The following is an 18257-nucleotide window of genomic DNA, read 5'->3' as shown; positions in this document are numbered from 1 at the left end:
AGGCCATCTGAATATTCAGACGGCCTCTGTTTTAATATGTATATATATTAACGCCGCCGTACCAACTGCCATGCCCTGCCTAAATAGGCAACACTGGCAAACCCGCTCCATACATGCACCATACGGGTGAACGGGAAAATCAGGAAAAAAGTCATACCCATAAAAATATGCAGTTTAAACAAGATATTCACATCTTCCATATAAGCAGGCGCCGAGCCACGAAAAGTCACGATATGTTGCGCCCATCTCATTAATTTCACCATTTCTTCACCATCGGTATGCCCCATGCTGACTAAAATAGTCAGCAAACCCAAGCTTAGCGTTATAATCAACCAGATTAATACCAATTTATCGCGCCAAGTACTGTTGGCGGCAAGGCGTTCACTTTTCAGACGGCGTTGTAATAAAATAATCAAACCGATCATGGCAATAATGCCGAAAACACCGCCCATCACCATCGCAAAAATCTGTTTGGCACCATGAGACACGCCGATAGCATCCCAAAACCACAACGGGGTAAGCAAGCCGAATAGATGGCCAAAGAAAATAGCCAAAATCCCGACGTGAAACAAAATATTACCTAAGCGAAGCCGCCCGTCGTATAAAATCTGGCTGGAATCGCTCTTCCACGAATACTGCTCGCGATCAAAACGAACCAAACTGCCTAAGAAGAAAACAGCCAAGCAAATATAAGGATAGATACCGAAGAAAAATTGGTTAAACGTGTTCATGGTTTATGCTCCTTTTAAGGCCGTCTGAAATGCGGCTTTAGGATAAAACTGTATGGTTTCGACTGAAGGCTTCAAGAGAGGCTCGATACCGGCCATATCAGGCCCGAACGTTTCCATGGCTTCATCCATATCACGCACCGGCGGCTCGGTAAGCGGCATCGGTCGAATCGGGCTGAGTTCGGTCAAGCCTTCTAATAAAACGGCATAAGGCGAATCATTTCGTGCCAGTTTATGACCGATATGGGCAATCACATGAACCGCATCGCCCAGCAGCTTTTGCGCATACTCGGCCGGCACCTGACTCAAATATTCCAATAATACAGGCAGATAATCAGGCAGTTCTTCATCACCCAACTCAAAACCGCCGCTACGGTATTCCTCTAATAGATCCACCATAGCACTACCACGGTCACGGTCTTCCCCGTATACATGCTCGAAAATATACAGTGCATGATTACGGTTGCGATCGAAAGTCGCGACATAATTTTCTTGCAATTCGCGCAGACTATGGCTGTTTAAATAATCTAAAAATATTTGCAAACGGTCTGCCTGACGGCTAAGCTGCAGCCATTCGTTTAATGCCGTCTGAAACTCGGGTAAAACCTCAATTAACTCGGCTTCCGGATAACACAAAAGTGCAGAAAACCATTGATAAACAGGATAAGTATCCATCAGCGCACCTCTTCTTTTTCCTTACGGTTTTCTTCAACATCTTTTCGTAAACCGTAAAAAACAATCGGTGCACCTTTCCGTTTACCAAATAGGCTTTCGCTACTTTCCCCATCCGAACAACCATTGCCGAATGTAAAACCACAACCTGATTGATCATTAAAACTGTTTTCCACCATTTCTTTATGAGAAGTCGGAATAACAAAACGATCCTCATAATTGGCAATGGCCATCGTTTGATACATATCTTCAACCATCTCGGGCGTTAGCCCCGTACCTTCCAGTGTTTGTGCCAATGTTTCACCATGTACCACTTGTCCGCGTTTGAAACGGCGCATGGCAATCATGCGTTCCAATGCGAATTTAATCGGTTCCACTTTACCGGCGGTCAACAGATTGGCTAGATAACGCAACGGGATACGCATTTCATCCACACTCGGAATAATGCCGTTTTCACCCACCAAACCGTTTTCAATGGCAGACTGAATCGGCGACAACGGCGGAATATACCAAACCATTGGCAAGGTGCGGTATTCGGGATGCAATGGGAAAGCCACTTTCCATTCCATCGCCATTTTATAGACCGGCGATTTTTTGGCCGCATCAATCCAGCTTTGGCTGATGCCTTGTTTTAAAGCTTCGCGTTGCACTTCGGGATCATGCGGATTGAGAAACAGACCCAATTGTTGTTCATATAAGTCTTGCGGATTTTCGATAGAAGCGGCCTGCTCGATTTTGTCGGCATCATAAAGCAATACGCCTAAATAACGGATACGGCCGACACACGTTTCCGAACAAACCGTCGGCTGGCCGCCTTCGATACGCGGATAGCAAAACGTACATTTTTCCGCTTTGCCACTGGTCCAGTTGTAATAGATTTTTTTATACGGGCAGCCGGAAACACACATCCGCCAACCACGGCATTTATCTTGGTCAATCAATACAATGCCGTCGTCTTCACGCTTATAAATGCTGCCGGAAGGGCAAGAAGCGACACAAGTCGGATTCAGACAATGCTCGCATAAGCGCGGCAAATACATCATGAAAGTTTGCTCGAATGCGGCATGCATGTCTTTTTGAATGCCTTCAAACAAAACATCTTTCGCCCGTTTTTCAAACTCACCACCCAAATCGTCTTCCCAGTTCGGCCCCCACTCTACTTTGTCCATTTTTTTACCGGTTAATATCGATATCGGACGTGCCGTCGGCGGCGTGGACATTTTCGGTGCATTTTGCAGATGCTGGTAGTCATAGGTAAACGGTTCGTAATAATCATCAATCTGCGGCATATTGGGGTTGGCAAAAATATTGGCCAGAATCTTTAGTTTACCGCCCTGCTTGGGAACCAGTTTACCGTCGGGTTTACGAACCCAACCGCCGTTCCATTTTCCCTGATCTTCCCAATTTTTGGGAAAGCCGATACCGGGTTTGGTTTCTACGTTATTGAACCATGCATATTCGACACCGTCGCGCGAAGTCCACACGTTTTTACAGGTAACGGAGCAGGTATGGCAGCCGATACATTTGTCTAAGTTCAAAACCATGCCGACTTGTGCTCTTATTTTCATCGTCGTGTTCCTTTTGGGTTAACTGCTCAAACAGCATATTTCAGGCCGTCTGAAAGTAGCTTTTAAAAAATAGCGGTTTTATTTTTATGGCTTTTTCATTGATAAAAGCTTAGTGGATAGCACGCAAGAAAAATATGCCCCGAAAGCGCAATCGGGAACAGCAAAATAATGTGTATTCAATGGCTGGAATAAGGTGATGGGTAGTTCTTTAGAAGTAGATTAATGAATAAAAAATGCCCGAAAATTTTCAGACGGCCTTGTATTGATTGTGTATGTATTCTCTAAATGCTAAAAAAAAACACCTGAAATATTCAGGTGTTTTATATGGATTGGTATTCGCTTTAACTGCCGATTAATCTTAAGCGTTGTCCGGGTTTTACCGTACGCGTATTACGGTTCCAACGGCGGATATCGTTAACATCAACATTAAAGCGGCTGGCAATCGTATTTAAAGTATCGCCTTTGCGAACGGTATAGGAAACATTACGAACCGCATTACGCTGAACGGAAGCGGCCGTCACTTTCAATACCTGCCCTTTGCGGATACTGTTGCCTTTAATATTATTAACGGTAATCAAATCTGCAACACTAACATTATACCGTTGGGAAATATTAAATAACGTATCCCCAGCCACCACTTTATGCGTATTATTGGCTTGCATTGCAGCTTCATTGGCACGGGCTAAACGTGCCTCGGTGCGCTGTTGTTGCTTAATACGGTTGGCAGCAATACGTTCTGCACGCGCTTTGGCCGCTGCCTCTTCCACTTCGGATTGGGCAAGTGAGTTTTTAATGCGCTCCGTTGCATCTAAACGCTGCTGCTCCGCATCATTAACCAAGGCCAATAATGGATCTTGCGACTCTGAAGTGGCATTTCTATTATTCAAGTTAATTTCTGTAATCGCAACATTATTCGGATTATCAGAAGGTGTCGGTTGGTTAGGAGCCGGCGTTGCCGAAGTTTGAGTCGGTAAAGACAAAGGCTCTGTTACGGCTAACTCAATACTATCAGTTGAAACTTCAGGGATTTCAATTGCATTTGAAGCAATTCTGATATCACTGTCAAGATTTGCCTTTTGAATATTGCCTGTATCTACCGATGCATCATTTTCAGCAATCAGCGCGGCAGCAATAGAGAGAGATTTTGAGTCCGTTGCCTGTTCCGCTTTAACCGCCGGTTTTGATTGTTGTGCCAAAATGGTAATAGGCGATGAATTAGGACGCTCTGATCCGCCATTGATTTCTTGCAGGGAAGTTAAATTGGTTTTATAGCCATCCGGCAATTTTTTACTGCTTGCCGCAACATGAATGAAGCCTGAATTATCCGGAGTAACCTTGTCATTTTTCGCAACTAAAATATTTTGTGAAGCATGGAAAGTGTCTACATTCGGAACATATTGGCCTTTAAGCTCTGCCACACTCATGCCGGCATCTGCGGCAATCCGACTCAAGCTGACTTTGCCGCCGGCTGCATAAGTTTGCCAAGAAAATAAATTCTCAGGCTTGGCGTTACGGTAATTTTTTTCAAATGTAGAAACAGCATAAACGGGAAGCAACAATTTACGGTTACTTTTCGGAACGAATACCGGTGCATTAAAAGCAGGATTTAATGCTAAAAATTCATTTTCACTAATATTTGCCAAGCGTGCAATAGCCTCTGTATCCATTGGTCTGTCGACACTGACAGCTTGGAAATACGGCTTGTTTTCAATCTCACTCAAGTGCATTCCGAATGCATTGGGATTATTAACTATATTGCGGACAGCCAGTAATTTAGGAACATAGTTACGGGTTTCGGCAGGCATTTTCAGGTTTTCATATACCGGCGCCAACCCACGGGCACGAGCACGTTTCATTGCACGGCTAACATTACCTTCGCCCCAGTTGTAGGCGGCCAACGCCAAAGACCAGTCACCAAACATACCATGAAGATATTCCAAATAATTCAATGCTGCATCGGTTGCAGCATAAATATCATGACGGCCGTCATATATGGATGTGCGTTCCAAACCGAAGTGGCGGCCGGTTGCCGGCATAAACTGCCATAAGCCGGATGCGCCTACATGAGATTTTGCTTTGGTAACAAAAGCACTTTCGATAAAGGGTAATAATGCGATTTCGGCAGGCATATTGCGTTTTTTTACTTCATTCGCAATATGGTACATATAAGGTTTACTACGGTTGATAGTACGGTCGAAATAAGCACGACCGGCAGAAAATTTACTCTCGTGACGCCGTACTAATTCGGAATTGACTTCGGCCATCTGGAAATTCTTGCGCATGACATTCCAAAGGCTTCCTCCCGCTGTCTTTTTATGTACTTGGTCGAGTAATGATGAATTTAAACGCATCATTGCCATACCTGTTTGGTTAGAAGTTGCTGCGTGGCTGTATGCCGCACCTGAAACCGCCGAAACACCGGTTACGGCCAGGGCTATTGATTTTAATTTGGCCATAGTTTTAAATAATATCGTGAATAGTTAATTTGAATGTATCGGATAGTAATATTTTTCACATAAAATCGTCAAGATTTTATTGTAAAATAAATAAAATAAAATGAAATATTTTAGATATTTACCAGCAAAACTATAGAAATAAAAAATTTTTTCATATTAAATTAAATATGAGGTTATCATTATAGGCATAGTATTAAAAAGGGTTTGCTTCCAATGAGATATGAGCGTTTAAAAAGATGGTTTTCAGATAACCCTGCCGGTTTATATACAGCCGATAGGGAAAAACGTTTTTTCAAACGCCATATACCGAATCAAGACATAGGTAAGGTTGTACAATTTGGCATGGACAATTGGTTAAGGCCGTCTGAAAGTCATATTTATGTATATCATGATGTGTTGATGAAACCTGATTTTTTAGCTTTTGCCGACAGTTCGCTCAGTTTATTACTCATGCCCCATACGTTGGAAATCAGCGATATGCCCTATCAGACTTTGATCGAGGCTTTTCGTGTACTCGAACCCGAAGGCAAACTGGTTATTAGCGGTTTCAACCCTTATTCTTTATGGTATTACAGCCATTGGTTTAACGGCGAGAGACTGCCTGAAAAACAATATTGCCAACCATTAACAAATTTAAAAAAACAAATTAAATCAATAGGATTTGAGATTGAACAAGGCCAATTTATGGTATATGTGCCACCAGTGAACACCGAACGTTCACTAAAGCGCTGGCACTTTATGGAAGCAGCGGGAAACAGGTGGTGGCCGTCTGCAGCAGCGGTTTACGGTTTGGTTTTGCGCAAACGCATAGCGGGCGTGAGACCCTTGCCCGAATGGGAACGTACAATGAAAAATTCAGATGAGATGGTATTGGGTATGGCGCTATCGACTACAACAGGAGAGGCCAAACGAGGCGGTTTAAGTAAGATATCCAAACTTGATTAACTCTATCAAGAACAACCATAAATGAGCCGTCTGAAATATTTCAGACGGCCTTGATACTGATTTTATCAATTTAAATGGAATTAAATATTAACCAGTCAATAAAGCCTTCCAGCGCCGTACTTGCAAAAGCACTTGCTCAGGTGCTGTTCCGCCGATATGGTTGCGAGCGTTCAAACTACCTTCTGGTGTTAAAACATCATACACATCTTTATCAATCAAATTGCTAAAGCTTTGCAAAGTTTCCAAAGGCAAATCGCTCAAATCTACGCCTTCGGTATCGGCATGACGTACCGCCAAAGCTACTGTTTCATGGCTATCGCGGAAAGGCATGCCTTTTTTCACCAAATAATCTGCCAAATCCGTTGCCGTGGCAAAACCCTGCAATACGGCCGCACGCATATTTTCAGGCTTAACGGTCACGCCGCGCATCATATCAGCATAAATGCGCAAGGTATCAATCAATGTATCTACCGTATCAAACAAAGGTTCTTTGTCTTCCTGATTGTCTTTATTGTAAGCAAGCGGTTGCGACTTCATCAGCATTAATAATGTCGTCAGATGACCGATAACCCGGCCTGATTTACCGCGCACTAATTCCGGTACATCGGGATTTTTCTTTTGCGGCATAATCGACGAGCCGGTACAAAAGCGGTCGGCAATATCAATAAAGCCAAAGCGCGGGCTCATCCATAAAATCAACTCTTCACTCAATCGGCTCAAGTGAATCATCAACAGGCTGGCAGCGGCGGTGAACTCAATGGCAAAATCCCGATCGGAAACGGCATCTAATGAATTCTGACAAATTTGTTCAAACCCCAACAACTCGGCAGTGGTTTCCCGCTTAATCGGATAAGTGGTACCTGCCAATGCTGCCGCACCCAAAGGCATACGGTTAACACGCTTGCGGCAATCGGCCATACGCTCGTCGTCACGCCCCAACATCTCAACATAAGCCAACATATGATGCCCGAAGCTTACCGGTTGGGCTACTTGAAGATGGGTAAACCCCGGCATCACCACGGCTGCATTTTTTTCAGCCAAGTCAACCAATGCCGTTTGCAAATCACGAATCAATACTTGAATATCGCTGATTTGGTCGCGCAACCATAAACGGATATCGGTCGCAACTTGGTCGTTACGGCTTCGCCCCGTATGCAAACGCTTGCCGGCATCACCGATTTTATCGGTTAACCGCCGTTCGATATTCATATGAACATCTTCCAAATCCAACGACCAAATCATTCGTCCGGCATCTATTTCTGATATAATATCGGCCATTCCTTGGCGGATAGCGGATAAGTCTTCCGCACTCAATACACCTGCCTGCTGCAACATCTGCGCATGAGCCAAAGATCCTTGTATATCCCACTTTGCCAGACGTTTGTCGAAGTCGATTGAGCCGGTATATTTCTTCACCAGCTCGGATACGGGTTCATTGAAACGCCCCGACCAAGTTTTATTATCACTCATAAATTAATCCATTCGCTTATAGTGTCTAAGAGAGTTTGTTGTAAAGATGCCTATTATACGTCAAATACAATCTTGGTTTGTACTGCCTGATTTTAGAAATTTCGGCACCATTTCCCGTTTAATTATGACCGGGATATTGGCTTTGATTTTATATCCCTTAATCAGCGGTTCGAATGAAAGCTATTTACAACAACTTTATACCCAATCCGCATGGGCCGCGCCGACATTATTATTGATTTTAATTAAAGGTTATATACTGGTTAGCTCATTTCCCCGTCTCATCGAATCCAAATGGGCCGTATTGGTTTTCCATCTTAGTGATTTAGCGATTTTTACCCTGATTAATTGCGTGGTTTTAGGTGAGCGGATGCATTTTTGGCAGCATTTCTTCTTATTTAATATTTTTGCTTTAGGCTTTATGTATTCCGAAGCTTCACGCCGTTATAGCCTTGCACCCTCTCTTTCCGAAGCGCGACTGAGTGCATTAACGGCACGCATCCGCCCGCACTTTCTCTTTAATAGTTTGAATGCCGCCATCAGCCTGATCAGGTTAAGGCCTTATGATGCCGAAACCCTACTTGAAAACTTGGCCAACCTCTTCCGAGCACAACTACGGGACGGCAGCCAAAACAGTACTTTAGGGCAAGAAATCGAATGGGCTCAAGAATATATCGCCATTGAACAGATTAGGATGGGGCACACACGCGTTCAAGTGATGTGGCAACACCATGCCCCCGATGATGCGGAAACCCCCCATCTTCTGTTGCAACCGTTATTGGAAAATGCCGTTTTTCACGGAATCGAATCCACCCACCGCCCCGGCTGCGTATCCGTATTAACCACCCGTCAAAAACATTGGATTTATATCCGGATTGAAAACCCGTATGTGCCGACGGAAAGCCAAGAAAATGCCAAACCGCACAAAGGTAATTCGATGGCATTACACAATCTAAAAGAACGCCTTGCTCTAATGTACGACAACGATGCCGTGATTAAAAGCCGCCAGCTTGACGGTATTTTCCGCGTTGATATCCGCTTACCCTACCGTAAAAAATCTTCGGATTTAAAAAATCTATTTGGCGGCTAGCATTCTATTATTCAAAACAAAAGGCCGTCTGAAATTAATTTTCAGACGGCCTTTTGTTTTATATGGACTATCGTTATGAAACGCGGAATCTTTGGCCTCTACTGCCATCACAACGATACATTCGCACTCGGTTTCCGCCTTTACCCGTATCCATACATTTTCCGTTTAATGCGCTACGGATAGTCTGACCTTCACGATACCATTTCTGATTATCCCGACCATGGCAGGCATAAGCAATAACAGGGGCACCGTCTCTGGTTTGCGCTTCGGCAACATCCAAACACAGGCCGTTTACACGGATGCTGTTATTTTTAAACGTAAACTGTTGGTTCTTCTGACCATGACAGCGGTAAGTAAGCATATCTTTATTATTAGCACCACTAAGATCCAAACATTTTCCATCTGCATTTTGAATACGGTAAGCCCGTGTATTTTCAGAAGGATAATGAATTCTCGGATGACGTTTGGGAGCAGGTTGCCCACGCGGGTGATCATGGGTTTCGGGAATACTATCCGTATCACCGATATAAATACAACCGGCCAATAAAACGGGGAGCAAAAGTAAAACTTTATTCAAGCTCATTTATTATCCTTATTTGTGATTTGTGAATTTAAAAGATTTCATATCAATAAAATAAATTTGTGATTTAATTTTTAATTACTTTAGAAATCACCCTCCTTTAACTAAATCTATTTTTAACAAGAATTTCATTGATTTCTAAATGATGCTGTATATTAATCGTAAATATTGTATGACAACGTATACTTTTTGTTAAATATATTATGCAATAAAAATAAATATAACTTTTAATAGAAGCAAGCTGAATCTTATGCCGTTTATTATTATCAGACCTACAATAATAAGGGCTGTATTAGAAACTTTATCTATCTAATACAGCCCTTACCCAATATGAATTGATTCTTAATGTTTATGAAGCTTAAAATTTACTGTTACTTCAATAGTTTTAAACATTAAATAAGAAATGAATCACATCACCATCTTGCACCACATATTCTTTACCTTCCGCACGCATTTTACCGGCTTCTTTGGCTTTGGCCTCACCGCCTAACGTAATAAAATCATCATAGGCAATCACTTGAGCACGAATAAAGCCGCGTTCAAAATCGGTATGAATCACACCTGCCGCTTGCGGTGCGGTATCGCCTTTATGAATGGTCCATGCGCGTACTTCTTTCACGCCGGCGGTAAAATAAGTTTGCAGGCCGAGCAAATCATAGCCGGCACGAATCAGGCGGTTCAGGCCCGGCTCTTCCAAACCCATTTCCGCCAGAAACTCGGCTTTCTCATCCTCTTCCAACTCGGCAATTTCGCTTTCCAGTGCTGCACAAACGGCTACAACCGGTGCATTTTCTCGAGCAGCCAATTCTTTTAAACGGTCATAATGCGGATTGTTTTCAAAGCCGTCTTCAGCCACATTAGCCACATACATAGCAGGTTTAGAAGTGAGTAAAAATAGCGGACGCAATAAAGCGGTTTCATCTTCATCTAATCCAAACGAACGCACAGGCTTGCCCTCATTCAGATGCGGTAATAATTTTTCAAGCAATGCCACCAGTTTTTGTGCATCTTTATCGCCTGATTTGGCACGTTTACCTTCGCGCACAATCGCTTTTTCCACACTGGCCAAGTCAGCCAAAGCCAATTCGGTACCAATGGTTTCTATATCGGCAATCGGATCGACTTTGCCGGAAACGTGCACGATATTGTCATCATCAAAACAACGGACAACGTTTACAATGGCATCGGTTTCCCGGATATTGGCCAAAAATTGGTTGCCAAGCCCCTCGCCTTTACTGGCACCTGCTACCAAACCGGCAATATCGACAAATTCGACAATAGCAGGCTGGATTCTTTGCGGTTTAACAATGGCGGACAACGCATCTATACGCGGATCAGGCACTTCAACAATGCCGACATTGGGTTCGATAGTACAAAACGGATAATTGGCCGCTTCGATACCGGATTGGGTTAGCGCGTTGAACAGAGTAGATTTGCCGACGTTGGGCAGGCCGACGATGCCGCATTTTAAGCTCATATTTAATTCTCGAAACAGATGTAAAATTTAACGGGCGATTGTAGCATATTGTGGGGAAACTGAATAATACCGACCCGCCCGGTATTTTCAGACGGCCTCAAAGTATCCAATAGAAAAAAGAGGCCTTAAAAAGCCTCTTTCTGATATATGGGATATTTTATAAAGCTTTAAGCCAAATCGGCAAACAAAGGGGTAGAAAGGTAGCGTTCGCCGTAAGACGGTATTAACACAACGATTAGTTTATCTTTGTTTTCCGGTTTTTTAGCCAACTCTAACGCTGCCGATACAGCGGCACCTGAAGAAATACCCACCAAAATACCTTCTTTCTCAGCCATCAAACGGGCTGTCTCAAAAGATGCATCATTAGAGGCTTTCATCACGGTATCGTAAGCTTTGGTATTTAAAATGCTGGGTATAAATCCTGCACCGATACCTTGAATCGGATGCGGGCCTTTTTCACCACCGCTTAATACGGGGGAAGCTTCGGGTTCTACCGCAACAATTTGCACTTCAGGTTTGCGCTCTTTTAATACTTCGCCCACACCTGTTACCGTACCGCCGGTACCGACACCGGCCACAAAAATATCTACTTGGCCATCGGTATCTTTCCAAATTTCTTCGGCTGTGGTTTCCCTATGAATCTGAGGATTGGCGGGATTATCGAATTGACGCGGCATAAAATAAGTATCCGGATGCTCGTCTACCAAAGCTTGTGCTTTGGCAATCGCACCGCCCATACCTTCTGCGGCAGGGGTAAGAATCAATTCGGCACCGAATGCACGCAATAACATACGGCGCTCTTTACTCATGCTTTCAGGCATGGTAATTGCCAGTTTGTAGCCACGCGCTGCGCACACCATAGCCAAACCGATACCGGTATTGCCGCTGGTGGCTTCGACAATAGTGGTATCTTTATTAATTTTTCCGGCTTTTTCAGCCTCATCAATCATAGCAATGGCAATACGATCTTTAACACTGCTACCGGGATTAAAAAATTCCAATTTGGCAACGACACGGCCGGGTAGGCCTTCGGTCAGACGGTTTAACTCGACCAACGGCGTATGGCCGATTAAATCAGTAATACTGTGTGCAATATTCATGATATTTTCCTAAAATAAATTGAAGAATAAATCCTAAAACGTGACTGTTTGAAAAGCCAATAATTTATCATTCTTAATTTATAACCGTTAGTTATAAAAAGCGAAGCATATTTGAAGCCGTTTGTTGCACCCTATATCTGATGTTTCTATTCGTTTAGATAATCCGTTCTCATTAACTATAACGGAAGCCCAGCAGTATCCAAACAATATAGGCCGTCTGAAATATCAAGGCCAACAAAAAGCCAAGTTGTAACTGGCGGCTACTAAAATAATTTGCCGGCTCCTTTAAAATCATTGTCCGGTGAAGATAAAAAATCGCCATCACCACACCCTGCATCACAAACCAACCGCCGGGTTCCAAAGCATACATTTGTACAAAAGCCGGTAATACATAAGGTGTGATACCGCTTGGGAAGCGGCTATAAATAATCAGCAGCAGGAAAAAGGATACCACACTCATCAATATACTGCTGACGGCAAACAAACTGATAAAACTATCCGCCTCTACCGCATACCAAATTTTTTTATCCGGCGATCTCCGCCAATGATTGACAAAGAAAAACAAAGCGGCCAACGCGATATAAAAATGGGGAATATACAGTGGTGCAATATGGGTTAGTCCCCATAAACCGGGCAATAGCCGCAGGCCGGCAGCGCTAAAGCCGACCCACAATAACACACTGCCCCAAAGCCACTGAAACTCACCGGAACGATAGCTGGCAACGAGAAACACCGTAATATAAACCGCTAAAAACCATAAATCCAAACTCGGTATCATTTTAGCGGTAACCCATAATACGCGATAAAGCAGCACCTATCGCATCGGCCATATATCGAACCGAATCGGTTTCCAAATCGGCGGCAAAACGGTTGACATCACTATCGGCCGCCAATAATAGCGCACCGGTTTGTTTGCCGATAACAATAGGCAATTGTAAATAACTTTCCGCCACCATATCGGTTGACGGTAATAACTTTTTCATTTCTTTGCTTATCTTAGTGCCCAAGATAGGTTTTGTTATTGCCAGAATGTCTTCACGCACTTTTTTACCGCCCAGCATATCTTCGGGAATACGGACTTTGGCTTTTTTAGGCTCGGCAACAATCACCAATTTAAACAGCTGTAAGCCGAAATCTTGTCGCAACGATTCATATAAAACATCTGCCAACTGAGCAACCGTATTCACCTTTAACAATCCGATATCCAAAGCAAACTGGCGCAACATAGTATTTTGATTGGCTTCGGCATCAGACATCATCACCGTTAATTGGTCGGCCATTTTTTCAATTTTCAACTGTGATTCGGCCAGCTTGGCTTGTGCAAAAGAACGAACCTTGTCATCACGCAGGCGCACGCCTAATTCGGCGGCATGTTCCACCAAAAAATCAGGGTGTTTTTTTAAAAAATCCAAAACATTTTGTGGGTTTAAATTATTCATTAGTATTGCAACTCACCTTCAAATACAGTTTCAACAGGGCCCGTCATCAGAACATCCGCCCCTTCCTGCCAACTAATCTGCAAATCACCGCCCGGCAAACCGACACATATAGATGCGCCTTCCTCCAACAAACCGAGGCGGACACCTGCAACCACGGCGGCACAAGCACCCGTACCGCAAGCCAGTGTTTCGCCGACACCGCGCTCATAAACACGCAGGCGGATATGCTGTTTATCGACAACCTGCATAAAGCCGACATTCACATGCTCCGGAAATTGCTCGTGCGACTCAATGGCTTCTCCCCAATGCTCAACCGGTGCGGTATCCACATCATCAACCACAATCACCGCATGGGGATTACCCATATTCACACAACTGACCGGTACGGATTCCAAACCGACCAAAACGATGTGAATCAAATCATCTTCAACTTCATCCGATGCCGGAACAAACGGAATTTCAGACGGCTTAAAGCGCGGTTTGCCCATGTTTACGGTGACCAAGCCCTGCTCCGTCAGCTGCGGCACAATAATGCCCTTTGCCGTTTCCACTACGATTTCATGTTTATCGGTTAACCCCTTATCCACTGCAAAACGCACAAAACAGCGCGCACCGTTACCGCATTGCTCCACTTCGCTGCCGTCGGCATTAAAAATACGGTAGCGGAAATCTACCGCATCCGATTGCGGTTTTTCCACCAATAAAAGCTGGTCGAACCCGATACCCTTATGCCGGTCTGCCCATTTAATCAGCGGAGCATCCGCAGGATCAAACGACTGGCTGATGCCGTCGACAACCATAAAATCATTACCTAACCCATGCATCTTCGTAAATTTTAATGTTTTCATCATATTCCTCACTATGATAACGGCAACGGTTGAGGCCGTCTGAAAAACTAATCGGATTCTACACGATAATGCGCTTGATTATATGTTATCGGCGACTTAAATTTACGGATAGCCGCCGGGTATTTTCTCTTATTATACCTATAAAAATAAATATAAAAATTATTATTAATGTTATTAAAAATAAACTTTCCACATCTTTTGCCAAAGCAAAAACCGATTAGCTGATAAATGTGTTTGCTTCAAAAAGTTTCAACATTATTATCAAGCAACGGCAATATGAAACAGACTAAAGTTGTAAAGAAGAGACAAACCTATTAGTAAAAAAACAAACAGCAACCTCACATGCTAAACAGATATTTTTAAAATATCATGATAAACAATCATCTATATTAACAAAACAATAAAAATAGTCTATACAGATACTATTTTCCCAACCCTAATAAAAACCGATTATCATATTTTAATGCCGAATAATTAAAATTTTTCTTGTTTTATAGCTAACTTTCATGCAGAATAAATAACGAAACAATCAAAACCAAAGATTATCCCCCATCAATGGTTTCTGTTTCAAAACCTCTGATAACAAAATGGCCAAACACATTACTCAGGCATATTTGCCAAAAGGATAATTTATGAAAATCAAACACGTTTTATCCACTCTGACCGCTTTTGCCCTTTTTGCCGGCGCCCAAACCGCCTTAGCCCAAACGGTTACATTTCACGACAATCATGTAAACAGCCAAACAGATGGTAATGTTGCTATGAGTATCGACATCAGCCCGTCAGGCAAAGTGAGCGATGCCCGCATTGTCCGCAGCAGCGGTTCGGCAACCATTGATGCCGAAGCCATCAGCTGGATTCAATCCCAGTATATGCGCCCCGTAACCATGAATGGTGATAACATTCAATTCAGCGTTATTAAAGAATTTAAATTCAGCAAAACAGCTCCTGTTCAACAGGCAGGTTTAGCATTTTAAATATATTCCCCAAACCAAAAGGTCTATTGCGCCATATTGCAACAGACCTTTTTATCATTTTCAACACATCTCAATCGGCAATATGAATATATTGCTAAGCCTTTAAAAAAATTAAACTTTATGAGTTTAATTTCAATATCGGCACCCTACTCTTTACCAATACTAACAAAATCACTCCCCAAATACCTTTATACTCTTATAGTACGAATATAAATAAAAGGATACATCATGAAAAACATCCTATTTGCGGGCTTTTTGTTAACTGCTTTAAGTGCTTGTTCGGTCGGACAACCCGGCATGTCGGTCGGCGTCGGGTTGGGTACGGGTATCGGCAGACATATAGGTTTGGGAACATCCATTAATATTCCGGTTGGTACCAATATCGGTAGAGCCGATAATAGCAGCTTGAAAAACGTTGAAGAACCAACCGTTACTTATTTCGATGCCAATGGCAGAGTAAGTAATAATGCCGTTAAAGGCGGATTCCACCGTCAACTACTTCATAGACGCGGTGATGAATATGTTGTACAAGATTTTTATAGCGACAATAATAGAAAACGCACTGACCCCTATACGGTCGACCGCAAACATTTACTCGAATTCCGTGCCCATCCTGAAAACGGCACATTAACAGTTTATGCCTATAACGGTAATATTATGCAGCAACAAACCTACCAAAAAGGCCGGTTGGTTAATGCACGGTATTAAAAACAAATATATTGATTGAGTTATCAAAAAGCCGCCATGCAACAAAACATAGCGGCTTGTTTATCTAAATGATATAAACAATATAGCTTATTCACCGACTACTTCACCCGCCAACCACGCCATCGCTTCGATTTTATGGCCGTCAAGATCGCGTACGAAGCAGCCGTAATAAGCATCGCCATAATGCGGGCGCGTGCCGGGTTCTCCGTCACCTTTCCCTCCTGCCGCCAACGCCGCTTCATAAAATGCATGCACTTCTTCGCGATTTTTAGCCATAAAAGCAATGTGTATACCGTTGGCAGCCTCCGCCGGTTTACCGTTAAACGGTTGTTGTATCCAGAATTCGGGATAAGCGCGAGCATAAGCAATAGCTGGAAAATGCTCGGTTACATCTAAAATACGGCCAATACCGAACGTAGCCAAAACCTTATCATAAAAAGCAACGGCTTCAGCAAAGCGGTTTGTACCTAAAGAAACATGGGAAAGGATACTGGGATTTTCCATCAAAACGCCTATTATGAATAAAAAACTGCATAGGGTATATGCCATTGATACCCACACGTTGACTAATTAAAACCATCTGCTTGTTTGGCTCACAACCTACACCGTTTTCATTATATATAAACGACTCAGTTCATAGACTAATTTTCTAGGCTGTCTAAAGCTGCCCATTTCTTAATTAAAGCCTTAAATCAAGAAAAGCAGTATAATAACGGCTTTCATTCTAATAGCTCGCCTGAATATTTCAGACGGCCTCACTCATTCAGCAACAAGGAATCCCATGAGAAAACCACAACGCGGCTATGCCCGCCAAGACCGCGTCAAAGAACAAATTATGCGCGAATTGGCCGAGCTTGTGCGCACCGGCTTAAAAGATCCGCGTGCCGGCTTTATCACCATCAACGAAGTGGATGTTACCCGTGATTACAGCCATGCCACCGTTCACTATACCGTTTTAGACGACAACACCCGCGATATTACCGAAGAAGCGCTTGAAAATGCCAAAGGCTATCTGCGCACCGAATTATCTAAACGCATCAAACTGTTTAAAACCCCCGAATTACACTTTAAATACGACGAATCACTCGAACGCGGCATGAGCATTTCGCATTTGATTGATCAGGTTGCCTCTGAAAAACCCATAGAAGATTAATGAAATAAACAGGCCGTCTGAAATTTCAGACGGCCTATTCAAACACTAATCAGTGATATCCCAAACCTTCCCGACCTTTTAAGAGTTTTTTCAACAATATGCCCGCCTCCGCCAATATAAAAAAACCGCAAAAACGGCCTGTTAACGGCGTTTTACTGCTGGATAAACCTCAAGGCCTTTCCAGCAATACCGCCCTACAAAAAGCACGCCGCCTCTACCGTGCCGAAAAAGCCGGCCATACCGGCGTATTGGATCCGTTGGCAACCGGGCTATTACCGGTTTGCTTTGGCGAAGCCACCAAATTCGCCCAATATCTACTTGATGCCGACAAAGCCTACACCGCCACCATGAAACTGGGTGAAGCCACCGAAACGGGCGATGCCGAAGGCAATATTATCGACACCGCCAACGCCGATATCCCCCTCGAAAACTTTCAGACGGCCTGCTCTGCGCTTACAGGCACTATCCGCCAAGTGCCGCCGATGTTTTCCGCTTTAAAGCACGAAGGCAAACCGCTTTATGAATATGCCCGCAAAGGCATTGTGATTGAACGCAAACCGCGAAATATCACCATTTATCACATTGATATCCAACACTATGCCCCACCCGAAGCCGTGATTGATGTGCGGTGCAGCAAAGGCACTTATATCCGCACCCTAAGCGAAGACATTGCCAAACACATCGGCACCTTTGCCCATTTAACCGCCCTACGCCGTACGGAAACCGCCGGATTTAATATCACCCAAAGCCATACTTTAACCGACTTGGAAACGCTAACGGAAACCGAACGTGATGCCCTATTGCTGCCTTGCGATGTTTTAGTCCGCCATTTGCCCGAGTTAACGGTAAACCCCGAAGCGGTGGATATGTTACAAAAAGGCCAACAGCCGACGTGCCAAATTAACCCGCTGCCATCCGGCCCGATAAGAATATACGGCGAAGACAACACCTTTATCGGCTTGGCAGAATATCAGCAACAAACAGGCCGTCTGAAAGCCGTGCGCCTAATGAGTACCGCGCATATTGCCTAAAATAAACCACTAAATTTT

At 43.5% G+C, this 18257-nt stretch carries 18 protein-coding genes; 6 read left to right on the top strand and 12 right to left on the bottom strand.

Annotation, left to right across the window (positions count from 1 at the left end; genetic code table 11):
• Positions 1-47: 47 nt before the first annotated feature.
• From narI to NXS09_RS05280, 4 genes are all read right to left on the bottom strand, one after another.
• A complete protein-coding gene (narI, locus tag NXS09_RS05295) occupies positions 48-731 on the bottom strand; it encodes a respiratory nitrate reductase subunit gamma (protein ID WP_259291516.1) in 684 nt (227 codons plus the stop codon).
• Between the two features lie 3 nt (positions 732-734).
• On the bottom strand, positions 735-1403 hold the full coding sequence (gene narJ, locus NXS09_RS05290) for a nitrate reductase molybdenum cofactor assembly chaperone (RefSeq protein ID WP_259291515.1): 669 nt from the start codon (positions 1401-1403) through the stop codon (positions 735-737).
• A complete protein-coding gene (gene narH, locus NXS09_RS05285) occupies positions 1403-2968 on the bottom strand; it encodes a nitrate reductase subunit beta (protein WP_259291514.1) in 1566 nt (521 codons plus the stop codon). The genes narJ and narH overlap by 1 nt, the downstream gene beginning before the upstream one ends.
• A gap of 341 nt (positions 2969-3309) precedes the next feature.
• Positions 3310-5424: a LysM peptidoglycan-binding domain-containing protein gene (locus NXS09_RS05280; protein WP_259291513.1), complete on the bottom strand. Its 2115-nt coding sequence runs from the start codon at positions 5422-5424 to the stop codon at positions 3310-3312.
• A gap of 213 nt (positions 5425-5637) precedes the next feature.
• On the opposite strand from NXS09_RS05280, the gene NXS09_RS05275 reads away from it, so the two are divergent.
• Complete coding sequence (locus tag NXS09_RS05275) at positions 5638-6369, top strand: class I SAM-dependent methyltransferase (protein ID WP_434803009.1); 732 nt, start codon at positions 5638-5640, stop codon at positions 6367-6369.
• Positions 6370-6456: 87 nt separating this feature from the next.
• Here NXS09_RS05275 and argH read toward each other — a convergent pair whose 3' ends face one another.
• Positions 6457-7839, bottom strand: coding sequence for an argininosuccinate lyase (gene argH, locus NXS09_RS05270; protein ID WP_259291511.1), 1383 nt, complete (start codon positions 7837-7839; stop codon positions 6457-6459).
• Positions 7840-7885: 46 nt separating this feature from the next.
• Between argH and NXS09_RS05265 the strand changes: the two genes are divergently transcribed.
• Complete coding sequence (locus NXS09_RS05265; protein WP_259291510.1) at positions 7886-8926, top strand: sensor histidine kinase; 1041 nt, start codon at positions 7886-7888, stop codon at positions 8924-8926.
• A 73-nt stretch (positions 8927-8999) separates the two neighbouring features.
• On the opposite strand, the gene NXS09_RS05260 is transcribed toward NXS09_RS05265, so the two are convergent.
• The 6 genes from NXS09_RS05260 to dapF all read right to left on the bottom strand — a co-directional run bounded on the left by NXS09_RS05260 (position 9000) and on the right by dapF (position 14370).
• Entirely contained in the window at positions 9000-9509 is a 510-nt protein-coding gene (locus NXS09_RS05260; protein ID WP_259291509.1) for an RICIN domain-containing protein, read from the bottom strand.
• Positions 9510-9891: 382 nt separating this feature from the next.
• Positions 9892-10983, bottom strand: coding sequence for a redox-regulated ATPase YchF (gene ychF, locus NXS09_RS05255; protein ID WP_259291508.1), 1092 nt, complete (start codon positions 10981-10983; stop codon positions 9892-9894).
• Between the two features lie 167 nt (positions 10984-11150).
• Entirely contained in the window at positions 11151-12083 is a 933-nt protein-coding gene (gene cysK, locus NXS09_RS05250) for a cysteine synthase A (protein WP_259291507.1), read from the bottom strand.
• 172 nt (positions 12084-12255) lie between these two features.
• Positions 12256-12861 (bottom strand): hypothetical protein, encoded by a 606-nt coding sequence (locus NXS09_RS05245; protein WP_259291506.1) that lies wholly within the window; start codon positions 12859-12861, stop codon positions 12256-12258.
• A gap of 1 nt (position 12862) precedes the next feature.
• Positions 12863-13522 carry a DUF484 family protein gene (locus NXS09_RS05240; protein ID WP_259291505.1) on the bottom strand — a complete coding sequence of 220 codons (660 nt, stop codon included), beginning with the start codon at positions 13520-13522 and terminating at the stop codon, positions 12863-12865.
• On the bottom strand, positions 13522-14370 hold the full coding sequence (gene dapF, locus NXS09_RS05235) for a diaminopimelate epimerase (RefSeq protein WP_259291504.1): 849 nt from the start codon (positions 14368-14370) through the stop codon (positions 13522-13524). Before dapF ends, NXS09_RS05240 begins: the two co-directional genes overlap by 1 nt.
• A 632-nt stretch (positions 14371-15002) precedes the next feature.
• On the opposite strand from dapF, the gene NXS09_RS05230 reads away from it, so the two are divergent.
• Positions 15003-15347, top strand: coding sequence for a TonB family protein (locus NXS09_RS05230; protein WP_259291503.1), 345 nt, complete (start codon positions 15003-15005; stop codon positions 15345-15347).
• A 228-nt stretch (positions 15348-15575) separates the two neighbouring features.
• Positions 15576-16055 carry a NemA protein gene (locus NXS09_RS05225; RefSeq protein WP_259291502.1) on the top strand — a complete coding sequence of 160 codons (480 nt, stop codon included), beginning with the start codon at positions 15576-15578 and terminating at the stop codon, positions 16053-16055.
• A gap of 87 nt (positions 16056-16142) precedes the next feature.
• Here NXS09_RS05225 and NXS09_RS05220 read toward each other — a convergent pair whose 3' ends face one another.
• Entirely contained in the window at positions 16143-16559 is a 417-nt protein-coding gene (locus tag NXS09_RS05220; protein WP_434803008.1) for a VOC family protein, read from the bottom strand.
• 277 nt (positions 16560-16836) lie between these two features.
• On the opposite strand from NXS09_RS05220, the gene rbfA reads away from it, so the two are divergent.
• A complete protein-coding gene (gene rbfA / locus NXS09_RS05215) occupies positions 16837-17208 on the top strand; it encodes a 30S ribosome-binding factor RbfA (protein WP_259291500.1) in 372 nt (123 codons plus the stop codon).
• Between the two features lie 98 nt (positions 17209-17306).
• The gene (truB, locus tag NXS09_RS05210; RefSeq protein ID WP_259291499.1) at positions 17307-18239 is read left to right on the top strand and encodes a tRNA pseudouridine(55) synthase TruB; all 933 of its coding nucleotides are present in this window, start codon (positions 17307-17309) and stop codon (positions 18237-18239) included.
• Positions 18240-18257 lie beyond the last annotated feature (18 nt).

The sequence above is a fragment of the Neisseria montereyensis genome, from assembly GCF_024834045.1.
Lineage (GTDB): Bacteria > Pseudomonadota > Gammaproteobacteria > Burkholderiales > Neisseriaceae > Neisseria > Neisseria montereyensis.
The sequence above is the reverse complement of the archived record's forward strand: the minus strand, read 5'-3'. Positions and strand labels throughout refer to the sequence as shown.